This window comes from uncultured Chloroflexus sp. (assembly GCF_937951745.1).
Taxonomy (GTDB): Bacteria; Chloroflexota; Chloroflexia; order Chloroflexales; family Chloroflexaceae; genus Chloroflexus.
The window spans coordinates 1-12,785 of record NZ_CALFBQ010000083.1; the positions used below are offsets into that span (position 1 = coordinate 1).

The window sequence follows — 12,785 nt, forward strand, 5'->3', positions numbered from 1 at the left end:
AATGCATTTATGCCATAACTGTGATCATCATACCCATCGTGGTGCCGCAGGGCAGAACGTCGCACCGGTGTTGACACAGCCTTCGTCGTCTTGGGCACGGAAGACACGCCTCGCGTTATTCACGCCATCGCCATAGACCTCACTCTTCGGCGCAGCATCGAGCGTCGCCATTCTAGCTGCCTCACCCATACACCGCAGCTACGTACCGAACTATAGCACGGCTTGGCGCATTAACAAAATCAATTCTAGCTGCCTCGCCCATACACCGCAGCTACGTACCGCTGAGATACGCTCGCCGCTTGCCGACATACCACGGCTATGGTATAATCAGTAGCGGAACAGAGCCGGTCTGGCAGGCGGCAAACCATCCGCCTGCCAAATTTGTGTGTTAGCACGCCGTGCAGTCCCGCTGCCATGCGGGCGCCTGCCGGCACGATCCGAAAGGAGCGACGCCGTGTCGCAGCAATTACTCGAAGAATTGGGCCGGCGCCAATACCGCACCGACATTCCCGAATTTCGCGTCGGTGACACGGTGCGCGTCGGCGTCAAAGTGGTTGAAGGCAACCGCGAACGAGTGCAAGATTTTGAGGGGGTCGTCATTCGCCGGCGCGGCGAGGGCATCAATGAGAACTTTACCGTGCGCCGGATTGCGTCACACGGGATCGGTGTCGAGCGTACCTTCCTGCTCCACGCGCCACGTATCGATTCAATCAAGGTTATTCGGCGCGGCAAGGTTCGCCGGGCCAAGCTGTACTACTTGCGCGGTCGTACCGGCAAGGCGGCCCGTATTCGCGAGCGGCGAGAAACGACCCAGAACTAAGACACTTTGTGCAGCAGAACCGCAGCGGCGCATGCGCCGCTGCGATTGTTTGGGCAGGAAATCTCTGGGCCGGCGGCCCACTGCCAAGAGTGGTGACGCCTATTCTTTCGTATTGGTTGCAGCCACCTGCATCACCAGCTCAACCAGCGCCAGATTAAATTCAGCCGGACGCTCGATTGCGCTGAGATGGCCGGCGCCGGGAATCACGACAAACCGGCTGCCGGCAATCGCTTCGTGCATCACCCGCGCCTCGCTCGGCGGGGTCAGCGTGTCTTCCGCACCGACTACCACGGTCGTTGGCACGCGGATCTGGCTCAAGAGCGGCGTTGAGTCAGGGCGCGCCGCCATCGCATGCAATGCCGCAGCCACTCCCGCAGGCGGATTAGCGGCGGCAATGGCCAATAATTCGGCCCGCAGCGCCTCGCTCGCTTGCGACGCTAGCAGATTCGGCAGCAATCGTTCCGCTAACGCCGCACTACCCTCGCGCAACGCAATCTCAGCGTTAGCGGCGCGGGTCGCGCGGGTTGCATCACTATCGGCAGTCGCACGGGTATCGGCCAGCAACAAGCCACTGATCCGCTCAGACGCCCGGCGGAGCAAGGCAAACGCGATGTAGCCACCCATTGATAGCCCGCCGATGATCGCCCGTTCAATCTGTAATGCATCGAGCAAGGCAAGCACATCATCGGCATAATCGTCAAGCGATTGCGGTAGAGGTGCGGGTGGCGAACCGCCAAACCCGCGCAGATCGGGCGCAATCATACGAAACCGATCGGTGAGCGCAGTCAATTGCGCGCGCCAGAGCGCCGCACTTAGTGGAAACGCATGCAATAACACGACCGGCTGCCCGCTCCCCACATCATCGTAGCGTATTTGCACGCCGGTAGGCAGAGTCACTTCCATCGCAACCCCCATCGTTTTGCGTATTGGCGAATGCGTATAGTATAACGCACAGTAGGGGCGCAGCATAGCTGCGCCCTTACCACCCTACGCCATCTTAATTGAGATCACGACCGCAAAATCGCTAATAGCCGGTCAATAGCGGGGATTGCCGGCGGTGCCGGTTGCGGTTGCGCCTCTGGCACAGGATCGTGCGGCGCCAGTGGCACTGCTTCGAGCCGCACAATCTGTTGCGCTACCAGATGGTCGATGCCTTCAACCACATCAATTGCCTGCCAGTGCAACTCAGCCGCAATCTCGCCCACTCGCTTGCGCCCATCGATCGCATCAATGAGCAGATGCTCCGTTACCTTCGCACGCTCTTTCGCCACTTCCCGCGGCATTGCCAGTACCGGCGTCAAATGTAGCGAAGCCACCTGATGCCACAGCCGGCGCCAGCGTAATGCTGTGTGCTCGGCATTGCGCAGCAACGTCTCGAGATCGCCCCACACTGACTGCTGCTCGCTGCGCGCGCCACTTGTGACGTTGAACATCCCTTTCTGCACATTGAGCAGTATCCCAAGCGCCTCGATGCCAATCTGCCCTTCGCACTCGATATGGTAGATTTGGCCATTAAAGAGAAAGATACGACCGGATCGCTCGCCAACGATATCGAGTGATCCGGTGAGTAAGCTATAGGTCGCGAGATCGATTAGCTCGCGCAATGATACCTGCTCTAACGATCCATGCAGCGCCATTCGCGGGCCTCCTATGCAAGAGAGCGATGAGGTGAGGATGACCCTTCGTTATTGGTTATACCATAGCGCCGCTTAGCGCACAAGATGACCCTAGTCCCGTTGTGCAATAGGCCAAACTACAACCCATCGCATGCCAAACCGGCTAACGGGCCGGCGACCCGGAAACGACCGGCGCATGCGGCACAGTCACTGTCGCTGGCCGCGCTAGCAACGTCGCACTGAGCAAAACCAGCGCTAACCAAGCTAGATCGGCGAAGAGCAGATGCACCAACTGCATCCACACCGGTGCTTTGAGCAGAACGTTTACCACACCAAGAAAAATTTGACCGACAAAGATGGCAGCAGTAGCCCATGCTAGCCGCCGCGTGGACGGAGCAGGATCGTAGCGCACAGCGCGCTGAGCCAAGGTAATCATTGCTAAACCCACCAGCGTGCCTAGCACCGGGTGGATAATGCGCATCCAGACGAGGGGGTGACTGTCACGGTTGATCGATTGCGATACGCCGCCGGGCAACACGCCCAACTGCAAGAGTGTATCACCCAGCGCAGTCACTGCGCCGCTTGAACCAACCAGCGCCGTGCCAATTAGCGCAGCGATCAATATGCCAAGCAACCCCCCTTTGCCGCGCAATTCAGGCGCTGGCTTACCGCTAGCGTACCATGCGGTTAATGCCATCGCGCCAATCAGCAAGAAGGTGTTAATCAGGTGCAGACCGAGTGACAGCGCCCGGGTCAGTGAGGCATCATGTGCCACTAATTGGAAGAGCACTAATGCCGCGCCAATTAGCGCCTCTACAACCATAAAGACCATCGTGGCAATTGCCGCCCGCCGTGCCGGATGCCCGGCTGCAAACAAGCGTAAGGCCCAAACGAGCAATGCAACTGCAAGCAAGAGAGCAATTCCACTTGTAACCCGATGCGAAAACTCGATCATCTGTGCCGTGTCCGGTGCGCGTGGAATAACTTGCCCATCACACAGCGGCCAGTGATCGCCACAACCGGCGCCCGAACCAGTAGCACGCACAAATGCGCCCCACATAATCACCAGCAGGTTGTAGCCAACATTCAGCCATGCAAAATTCACAAATGCGCGGTACCGGGAATCCATGCCATAACCTCCAGCCGCGACCGGCTGTCGCGGATTGCAAGAATAATGTGACATTTCGCACTTTATTCTAGCATGGCCTTAACCCTCTCTGGAGTAAACCCCGTGTTATAATTCGTTCACCAAATACCGATGTTGCACTACAATGGGAGCAATCTGGGTGACTGTTCACGCACCGCCATCAACTGAACAGCTCGTGCATGTGCTGCACCACATTTGCCGGTTGCCATCAACGACTGGGCATATCGAAGAGTTGCGCGCTGCGGCTGAACAGATCGCGCTCTTCATTCGCATGCTCGGTATGCATGTGCGCATCGCCACGACTAGCGCGGCGCCGGTGATTATTGCCCACCGCTCTGGCCGACGCCCCCAAACGCTGTTGCTCTACCATCACTATGATACGCCGCCAACCGGCCCTTGGCGCTACTGGTCGCACGAACCGTTCGCTATCTCCGAACGCGACGGCAAGATATTCGGGCGTGGCGTCGCCGGCGGCAAGGGAGCGCTCGCTGCCCACCTCGCCGCCTTGCAAGCGATTGTGCAACGTGAAGGCAGGTTGCCGTGCGGTGTGACTCTTGTCATCGAGGGCGCCGCCACAATTGGCAGTCCGGGATTAGCTGAAGCATTGCCAGCCCACACCGATCTGGTGCGATGCGATGCGGTATTGGCCAGCATCGGCGATCGCGACGCGCACGGCACGCCAATCTGCACGAGCGGCAGCAAGGGCTGGCTCCGATTACGCTTGACTGCCCGCGGCCCAGCTTATCCGTTACCCGCCGGCTTTGCCACCAGCGTCGCGAATCCGCTCTGGCGCCTGATCTGGGCGCTTGCCGCCCTGAAGGGTGATGATGAAGATGTGCGCATCGAGGGCTTCTACGATGCGGTTGAAGGCCCTTCCCGCGCTGATAATGCCGCGATTCGCCAATTACAACTGGCCGCCGCCGCGCGCCGGGAAGCATGGCAGATCGACCAGTTTTTGTTTGGAATCGACGGCGCGGCTCTCAGCCGCACAGAAGTAACACTCCCAACCTGTAATGTCAGTTCATTGACCGTTGAACCTCATAGCGACACGCCGGTCATCCCTGCCCTCGCTTCAGCCCTGCTCGATCTCCAATTAGTGCCGGGCCAGCAGCCTGATGCTATCTATGAGTTAGTACGCCGCCATCTTGACGATAAAGGGTTTGCTGATCTCGTCCTTGAACGATTGCCCGGCGGTTATCCGCCTTGGATTACTGCCACTGATCATCCGATCGTAAGCCGAGTCGCAGCGATCGGTGCCACTGTGTGCGAACGTCCCCTCCCAATAGTACCAGCTGGCCCCTATGTGGCGCCGCTCAGCCTGCTCACCGGCGGCCAGCCTATCCCTACCGTTAGCCTCGGCTTGACGCCGGCGATCAGTGCGCTGTTCGCCCCCGATGAGCATATCGCCCTTGCCGATCTGAGCCGCCATAGCCAATTGTTGCTTGAGACGCTCGACCGGCTGTGGACGTAGCCCCCGCGCTTGCCCACCTATTTCACAACCTTTTTCTAAATATCTCAACCAAAATGTTCGTAAATTAGCTTGACCTTCGGAAAAGGTTAGGATATACTAACGTCAACCTTGCGCAAGGTTGTGGTCGTTGTCACGAAGAATCGACGTAGTCGAGGAGAGAAACCGTGAATCGCTTTCTGCGCCTGTTCGCGCTGTTGACATTGGCGGCATCCACATTGGCCGCCTGTGGGAATCAAACTGTTAGCACGCCCACCCAAGCGTCTGCACCAACTGATACGCCAGCCAAGATTGTCGTCTATTCCGGCCGCAGCGAAAGCCTCGTTGGGCCGTTCTTTGCCCAATTCACTCAAACTACCGGCATTCAAGTTGAAGTGCGCTATGGCGATACCGCTGAGTTGGTGGCTACCATCCTCGAAGAGGGCGCCAATAGTCCCGCCGACCTCTTCTTTGCCCAAGATGCTGGCGCGCTCGGCGCGTTGGCGGCTGCCGGCATGCTGGCCCCCTTGCCTGCCGAAACGCTCAATCAGGTGGAACCGCGCTTCCGCTCGTCTGATGGCTTGTGGGTTGGCATCAGTGGCCGCGCCCGCGTAGTGGTCTACAATACCAATAAGCTGACCGAGGCCGATTTGCCGCGTTCGATCACCGGTTTTGTCGATCCGCAGTGGCGGGGTCGGGTTGGTTGGGCGCCGACTAATGGCTCGTTCCAAGCGTTTGTCACCGCGATGCGGATACAGTTGGGCGAAGAGGCGACCCGGCGGTGGCTGGAAGGGATGATCGCCAACGAGGTCAAGACCTACGAGAAGAATGCGGCAATCGTGCAAGCAGTTGCTGCTGGCGAGATTGACGTTGGCTTCGTCAATCACTACTATCTCTACCAATTGCAGAGCCAGTCGGGCAATACGTTAGCGGCAGCCAACTATTACCCCGCCGATGGCGACGTTGGCGCGTTGATCAACATTGCCGGCGTTGGCATTCTCAAGACGGCGAAGAACCCCTCGGCGGCACAGCGTCTGATTGACTACATGCTCTCAACCGAAGGTCAGCGATACTTCTCAGAAAAGACCTTCGAGTACCCCCTAGCCGGTAATGTGCAACCTGATCCACGCCTGAAGCCGCTGTCGGAAATTCAAACACCTGCTATCGATCTTAATCAACTGCGCGATTTGCAAAGCACCTTGCAATTGCTGCGCGATGTCGGAGCGTTATAACCGTGTGTATGCGCCGCGATCGTGCATGATCGCGGCGTCCATCATTCCAAGCCTATGATCCGTCGCGTCACCTTCTCTGAACTAGCCGTTGCCACTCCCCAACGCCGCGCGCGTCCGTGGGTCTTGATCGGGCTGAGTCTCGGCATTGTTGTACTCGTGTTGCTACCGATCGGCTATTTACTGGTGCGCGCCCTCGAAGCCGGGCCTGATGCATGGGCGGCCTTGCTTCGCCCCCGCACGCTGCGGGTCGTGACGAATAGTATCGGTCTGGCCCTCGCCACGGCGCTGCTCAGCGTACTCATCGCAGCACCGTTAGCATGGCTGACAGTCTGCGTTGATATTCCCGGTCGCCGCTTTTGGGCGATCGCGACCGCCTTGCCGCTAGCTGTGCCGTCATATATCAACGGCTTTGCGATCATTGTAGTGTTAGGGCCGGTAGGGTTGCTGCAACAGATGCTCGCGCCGTTGGGGGTTGAGCGGTTGCCGCCGGTATATGGCTTCGGCGGCGCCGTCTTGGCCCTCACCCTCAGCAGTTATCCGTATGTGTTGCTGAATACGCGCGCAGCGTTGCAACGGTGTGATCCGGCAGTGGAAGATGCTGCCCGCAGCATGGGCGATAGCCCGTGGCGCGTCTTTTGGCGCATTCTCTTGCCGCAAGTGCGCCCGGCGATTGCGATTGGCGCACTGCTGGCTGCACTCTACAGTTTGAGCGATTTCGGCGCGGTGTCACTCTTGCAGTTCGAGACCTTCACCCGTTCGATTTACGTGCAGTATCGCGGATCGTTTGATCGCAGCGGCGCCGCCCTGTTGGCCCTCGTCTTGATTGGGCTGACACTCAGCCTGATCGGGATCGAGCAGCTTATCCGTGGCCGGCCTAGCATGAGCCGTACCACCTGCGCCGTGGCTCGCCCACGCCGGCTGGCTGACATTGGGCCGTGGCGCTGGCTAGCGGCGCTATACGCCGCCTTGTTGACTTTGCTCGGCATCGGGATGCCGCTGTTGGCGCTTAGCTACTGGTTGATCCGCGGCTTGCTCAATGGGCAGACGCTCGATGTGCTCTGGCGACCTATGGCCAATTCCCTGCTCGCTGCCGGCGGTGCAGCGGCGCTGTCGGTTGTGGCCGCCATTCCGATTGCGCTGCTGGCGGCCCGCTTTCCCTCCCGGCTGAGCCGCATCCTCGATGCCGCTGCGTACACCGGCTACGCGCTGCCCGGGATTGTCGTTGCGCTGGCGCTCGTCTTCTTCGGCGCCAACTATGCGCCGTGGCTGTACCAAACTCTGCCGATGCTGTTGTTCGGATTGGCTATCCGCTTCTTGCCGCAGGCGATCGGTAGCCTCCGTACCACATTGCAGCAGATGAACCCGCGGGTCGAAGATGCCGCCCGCTCGCTGGGTCGCTCGCCGCTTGCCGTCTTTGCCGGCGTCACCTTTCCGTTGATGACTCCCGGCCTCCTCTCGGCAGCAGCGCTGGTCTTCCTCACCTCGATCAAGGAATTGCCGACCACGTTGCTGCTCAGCCCGACCGGCTTCCCGACCCTTGCTACAATGATCTGGAGCGCCACCAGCGAAGCGATGTTTACCCAAGCCGCGGCGCCGGCCTTGGTCTTACTGGCGGTGTCGGCAGCCGCAATGGCCATTATGCTGTCGAACGAGCGATCGGCATAACCAGCGGGGCGAGAGCTGTCTCGCCCCATTACATCGCACCTTACCGATCGCGGTATGACGCCAGCGCCGCTTCGCGGTCGGGGTAAATCTTGAAGAGCGTATCAAAGCGGCTCTTGCGGAAGATTTCGGCGATCTGCGGTTGCAACCCGCACAAGCGCACATCCCCCCCTAACGGTTGCACAGCGCGCAGATTGCTCAGCAGCATGCGCAACGCCAAGCTGGCGACAAAGGTCACTGCGGTCATATCGGCCAATACTTTACCGCCGTGGTTTGTAATCGCGGCCGCCAAATCTTGTTCGATCGCGGCAACGCCGGCGGCATCGAGGCGTGCTGGCAGCTCAATAATGAGCACGTCATCTACTTGCTCGGTTTTCACGCCGAAAAACCCCTTTCTAGCAGGTGATGGCCCGCTATGCAATCAAGGATGCGGTCATTATAGCACGGCTCGCTCAGGGGTTTCGGCTGCCGGCGGTAGTGGCGCGGGTTTACCCATCCGCCGGCAATCGCTCTACCACCAAGAGGGTGATGTCATCGGCTTGGGGCGCACCCTGCGCAAAAGCATCCACTGCCGACACCGTTGCTGCCACCAACTCAGCCGCCGTACCCTGCGCCTGCGCTCGCAACAACGCTTTGAGACGGTCATCGCCAAACAATTCCCCAGCCGGGTTCATAGCCTCGGTAATGCCATCGCTAAATGCAACCAACTTCTCGCCGGGAGCAATCCGCAACGCGCGCACCTCATACGTTTGCCCGGTCACGATGCCAATCGGTAGCGCGCCTTCGCTTAACTCCTCAATCACCGCGCCATCGCGCCCGATTCGCAACGGTGGATTATGGCCGGCATTGATGTACTGCATCACTCCGGTGGCCGGATCGAGCAAGCCATAAAAGAGGGTCACAAACATCATCGATTCACCATGCTCACGGCAGATATAATCATTGGTCAGGCTTACGGCGGGCAGCAGAATCGCCGCGCTGGTATCACCATCGCCTTGGACGCTGCCGGCAGCTTGGGAAGCGGCGCGCAAGAGCGACCGGCTGAGGGCGACAAAGAGCGCAGCAGTGACGCCTTTGCCGCAGGCATCGGCGACCACCAGCCCGATCTGGCCATTGGGAAGGGTAATGGTATCAAAGAAGTCACCGCCAACCGCCTGTGCTCCCCGGCTAAATGCCGCAATGCGCCAGCCGGGTGGTTCCGGCAAGACGCGGGGTAAAAACGATTGCTGAATGCGGCGCGCAACTGCCAGCTCTTCTTCGAGCCGGTTGAGCCGGATCAGTTCGGCTTGGGCGGCTTGCAATTGTTGATAGGCGGCCACCAGCTCGGCGTTCTTGCGTTCGAGGTCATGGATCATGCGCTGGTTGGTGTTGCGCACCCGGCTGACGATGCTACGCAGCATTGTCATCGCCAGCTCCGGGCTGGAACCAATCAGGGTGGCAAATACCGCTTCGTTCAACGCAACTAGCCGGCTTGGCTCGATCGCACGCACTGTCGCCGAACGGGGACTGCGATCGATCAAGCTCATCTCACCGATGATCTGACCGGGGTGGAACACCTCTAGCCGCAACTCGGCGCCGTTCACGAATGTAATTACCTCGACCGCGCCGTCGAGAATGACAAAGCATTCGGCGCCGGAGTCCCCCTGATTGAACAACACGTCGCCAGCGGCCAAACGGCATTCCGCCAGCCGCGGAGCCAGCTCGGCCAGCACCGCTTCCGGCACGGCCTGAAAGATCGGCAAGGCCCGCAGCCGATCGAGCATACTCATCGCCTTCGTTACCGTCAACTCATTCCAGCCGCTGCGCGGATCGTGGTGATAGGTCAGCGTATCGGCATATTCACGGACGAAAAAGAGACCAAGCCCGCCAATCAATCGTTGATCAGCAGCCGCATGGATGTCCGGCGGCGGCGCTTCGCGCGGATCGAATGGCTGGCCACGATCACGAATGGTCACCGTAAGTACCCCTTGCTCGTACTCGCAAGCGAGCTGGATCTGGTCACGGTTGTGATCGTGGTAGCCATACTTGACGATATTGGTAGCCACCTCTTCGATCACCAGCCGCAACAAATACCCATAATCGGGCGGCAAACGCCAACTGGCCTCCAGCTCATCGCTGAAGGCCAAGAGAGAGGCTATAGCGTTCTGATCAGCAAAAACTGCAATCTGCCGCCGCATGCGCCCACCTACACTGCCAGCGGCTCGGTCGGATGGCGGCTCTGACCAAGCGGCAGAGTAGCCCGCAATTTGCGCAGGCGCGTGATCGCATCCACCGCCGCTTCGTGGACATTCGGATCGGTATCATCGATTGCTTGCGCCAAGGCATTGAGCACCTGAGATGTCGCTGCGGCTACGCCGAGGCGGCCCAAGGCCCGGGCAGCAGCTTCACGGGCATAGGCATCGCTATCGGCCATCATTGCCAGCAGGTGCTCGATCATCGGGCCGGTGCCGGCCAACTCACCCAATTGGCTGACTACCAGCGCCGCCGCCGAGCGCACAAAACTGTCAGGATCGCCAAGGCACTCGATCAGATGGTCGAGCAATTGCGGCGACGCGATCCGGTCGCGCAACAAGCCCAGCGTGCGGGCGGCGGCGAAACGGGTTTCTAAATCGCAATCGTGAATGGCCAACCGGATCAACGTCTTGACCAAAGGCTGCGGCGGTGTGCCGACGATCAAACCCAGCGTGCGAGCAGCGGCAGCTCGCACATGGGAGTCGCTATCGCTTAAGCCATCGTGGAGCAGCACCAGATCGGCGGCGGTAAAATGGCCTTCGCGCACCCGCAGGCGACGAATCGCTTCGTACCGGCTCTGCCAGCCGGGATCGTGCAACTGGCGGCGCAATTGCTCAAAATCACCGTTCTCGAACGTCCCGATTTCAGCGATGAGGGTTAGGCGAAACCATTCATCCCGCGAACTATTCAGCCGCTGGCGCGCAAGGTGAATAACGTTCAGCGCCACTAAAATCTCTTCGATCGTGAGGCGCAATTCGGGGCGCGAGCGCAGTTCGCGCTCGATCAATTGCGCTAACTGGTAGCGCCAATGGCTCGCCCGCCGCACAATATGATTCGCGCCGGGACCACGCGAAATCTCGGCCAATGCCAGCACCGCTGCTACCGGTTCGTCTTGAAAGGCTTCGAGAAAGGGTTCGAGCGAGCGTAGCGCGAGGAAACCGAGCACTGTACTGACGCCGGCTACTTGGATCTCCTGCCGCGGGTTGCGAGCAAAGTTATTGAACCGTTCGGCTACCCGTTGCCGCCACGTCTCGCGGTCAAACATCGGTAGCTCCTTTCTCCATGCGCCATTGCAGCCAAGCTTGTGCTTCGCCTACATCTGTAATATAGCATATTGGCTATGGATTGCACAGTACTTTAGTACTAAACCATGATTGCAGTACCATTACATACAGCACGCCGCGCGCTACGGATGTGCTAAGATAAGGCGAGAAGCATGTAGCAGCGGAAACGATCATGTCTCAGACTCCCGAAGAGCCCGATGTCGCTGCCAGTGTGCGTCGTGTGCGCCGCGGCTGTATTATGATGGCGATTATTGTAATTGCGATGACGATCTTCTTGATCAGCGCCACCGGCAACCTCGCCTTTTCGTTGCTGCTGTTCATCGCCGCGGCGCTGTTCGCGCTCGCCTTCTTTGTCGTGCGTGAGGGATCGTGATGCCAGTTCACTATCGACGCGCTCTGCTTGCCCTCCTCGGTCTGATCTGCGTGGTTATTTCGATCGTGGTTGCTTTCCTGCAACCGTTTGGGTTATGGCATTGGTTGTGGCTGGCCTTGGCTGGCCTCTGTCTGTATGGCGCACGATACGTGCCATAACCCAACTCCCATTTGCGCAATTCTGCGACCTTCGTTATAATAAACCGTAAGTATTCCCCATAGTTTGTGATACGTCATTAGTTGATCACAGCGATCGAAGTGGCGGCATTCTAGACTTCATGCGCATGATCGACTCGTGAGCGGTGCGTACCTGTTTCGTGCATTGTCAATGAGGATCGCATGACGCATCGTGATTCGGTGACACTACCAGCCCCGCAAATGGAGATCGATAACATCGGGTTGAGCTTCGGCGGGGTGCGCGCGCTGCTTTCCGTAACCTTCAATATCTATCCCGGCACCATTCAGGCCATTATCGGCCCCAACGGCGCCGGAAAGACGAGCCTCCTCAACTGTATCAGCGGTCTTTATCGCCCCCAACAGGGCCAAATCCGCTTTGAAGGGCGCAACATTATTGGCATGCCGCCCCATCAGATCGCGCGCCTCGGCATTGCCCGCTCGTTCCAGAATATCGAGCTCTTCCGTCACATGACGGTTGTCGACAACTTGATGCTGGGCCGTCATATCCATATGCGCAGCGGAGTCTTCAGCGGCGGGTTGTATTGGGGGCGGGCACAGCGCGAAGAGGTCGAACACCGCGCGTTTGTCGAGCAGGTGATCGATCTGCTCGAAATCCAGTCGATCCGCAAGAAGATGGTCGGCGCACTTTCGTATGGCCTGCAAAAGCGGGTGGAGTTGGGCCGTGCCCTCGCCATGAATCCACGCCTCTTACTGCTCGATGAGCCGATGGCCGGCATGAATACCGAAGAAAAAGAGGATATGGCCCGCTTTATCCTTGATATTAACGAAGAGTACGGCACAACGATTGTGCTGATCGAGCACGATATGGGAGTGGTGATGGATATTAGCGATCGGGTGGCGGTGCTCGAATTCGGCCAACTGATCGCGTATGGCACACCGGCTGAAGTGCGCAGCGATCCGAAAGTGATAGACGCTTATCTTGGGCGTGAGCATGCGCTTCCATACACATAAAGAAAATATTCCGGCGCTGTCTGCCGGTCCCACAGTTGGGTGAC

The 12,785-nt window shown here is 59.0% G+C and carries 14 protein-coding genes; 7 read left to right on the top strand and 7 right to left on the bottom strand.

From position 1 onward, the window contains the following. Nucleotides 1-27 precede the first annotated feature (27 nt). Nucleotides 28-171, bottom strand: coding sequence for a hypothetical protein (locus Q1A59_RS16930; protein WP_298408318.1), 144 nt, complete (start codon nt 169-171; stop codon nt 28-30). A gap of 283 nt (nt 172-454) precedes the next feature. Between Q1A59_RS16930 and rplS the strand changes: the two genes are divergently transcribed. Continuing rightward, a complete protein-coding gene (gene rplS / locus Q1A59_RS16935; protein ID WP_298408321.1) occupies nt 455-820 on the top strand; it encodes a 50S ribosomal protein L19 in 366 nt (121 codons plus the stop codon). Nucleotides 821-919: 99 nt separating this feature from the next. Here rplS and Q1A59_RS16940 read toward each other — a convergent pair whose 3' ends face one another. The 3 genes from Q1A59_RS16940 to Q1A59_RS16950 form a co-directional block, all read right to left on the bottom strand. Further along, nucleotides 920-1,723 (bottom strand): alpha/beta fold hydrolase, encoded by an 804-nt coding sequence (locus Q1A59_RS16940; RefSeq protein WP_298408323.1) that lies wholly within the window; start codon nt 1,721-1,723, stop codon nt 920-922. A gap of 104 nt (nt 1,724-1,827) precedes the next feature. Beyond that, nucleotides 1,828-2,457 carry a DUF4388 domain-containing protein gene (locus Q1A59_RS16945; protein WP_299645282.1) on the bottom strand — a complete coding sequence of 210 codons (630 nt, stop codon included), beginning with the start codon at nt 2,455-2,457 and terminating at the stop codon, nt 1,828-1,830. 142 nt (nt 2,458-2,599) lie between these two features. Beyond that, on the bottom strand, nt 2,600-3,565 hold the full coding sequence (locus tag Q1A59_RS16950; protein WP_298408328.1) for a COX15/CtaA family protein: 966 nt from the start codon (nt 3,563-3,565) through the stop codon (nt 2,600-2,602). Between the two features lie 142 nt (nt 3,566-3,707). On the opposite strand from Q1A59_RS16950, the gene Q1A59_RS16955 reads away from it, so the two are divergent. From Q1A59_RS16955 to Q1A59_RS16965, 3 genes are all read left to right on the top strand, one after another. After that, entirely contained in the window at nt 3,708-5,054 is a 1,347-nt protein-coding gene (locus tag Q1A59_RS16955; protein ID WP_298408341.1) for a M20/M25/M40 family metallo-hydrolase, read from the top strand. Between the two features lie 164 nt (nt 5,055-5,218). Next, nucleotides 5,219-6,262, top strand: coding sequence for an iron ABC transporter substrate-binding protein (locus tag Q1A59_RS16960; protein ID WP_298408354.1), 1,044 nt, complete (start codon nt 5,219-5,221; stop codon nt 6,260-6,262). A gap of 54 nt (nt 6,263-6,316) precedes the next feature. Beyond that, entirely contained in the window at nt 6,317-7,927 is a 1,611-nt protein-coding gene (locus Q1A59_RS16965) for an iron ABC transporter permease (RefSeq protein ID WP_298408385.1), read from the top strand. Between the two features lie 40 nt (nt 7,928-7,967). Here the strand turns inward: Q1A59_RS16965 and Q1A59_RS16970 are convergent, their stop codons facing one another. From Q1A59_RS16970 to Q1A59_RS16980, 3 genes are all read right to left on the bottom strand, one after another. Further along, nucleotides 7,968-8,303: an STAS domain-containing protein gene (locus tag Q1A59_RS16970; protein ID WP_298482433.1), complete on the bottom strand. Its 336-nt coding sequence runs from the start codon at nt 8,301-8,303 to the stop codon at nt 7,968-7,970. A gap of 109 nt (nt 8,304-8,412) precedes the next feature. Continuing rightward, the gene (locus Q1A59_RS16975) at nt 8,413-10,101 is read right to left on the bottom strand and encodes a SpoIIE family protein phosphatase (protein WP_298482434.1); all 1,689 of its coding nucleotides are present in this window, start codon (nt 10,099-10,101) and stop codon (nt 8,413-8,415) included. 8 nt (nt 10,102-10,109) lie between these two features. After that, nucleotides 10,110-11,201 carry a HEAT repeat domain-containing protein gene (locus Q1A59_RS16980; protein WP_298402541.1) on the bottom strand — a complete coding sequence of 364 codons (1,092 nt, stop codon included), beginning with the start codon at nt 11,199-11,201 and terminating at the stop codon, nt 10,110-10,112. Nucleotides 11,202-11,392: 191 nt separating this feature from the next. Here Q1A59_RS16980 and Q1A59_RS16985 point away from each other — a divergent pair, with 191 nt between their 5' ends. The 3 genes from Q1A59_RS16985 (at nt 11,393) to Q1A59_RS16995 (ending at nt 12,741) form a co-directional block, all read left to right on the top strand. Continuing rightward, nucleotides 11,393-11,593: a hypothetical protein gene (locus Q1A59_RS16985; RefSeq protein WP_298402542.1), complete on the top strand. Its 201-nt coding sequence runs from the start codon at nt 11,393-11,395 to the stop codon at nt 11,591-11,593. Further along, entirely contained in the window at nt 11,593-11,751 is a 159-nt protein-coding gene (locus tag Q1A59_RS16990) for a hypothetical protein (RefSeq protein ID WP_298402543.1), read from the top strand. Before Q1A59_RS16985 ends, Q1A59_RS16990 begins: the two co-directional genes overlap by 1 nt. Nucleotides 11,752-11,931: 180 nt before the next feature. Further along, entirely contained in the window at nt 11,932-12,741 is an 810-nt protein-coding gene (locus tag Q1A59_RS16995) for an ABC transporter ATP-binding protein (protein ID WP_298402544.1), read from the top strand. Nucleotides 12,742-12,785: the final 44 nt, after the last annotated feature.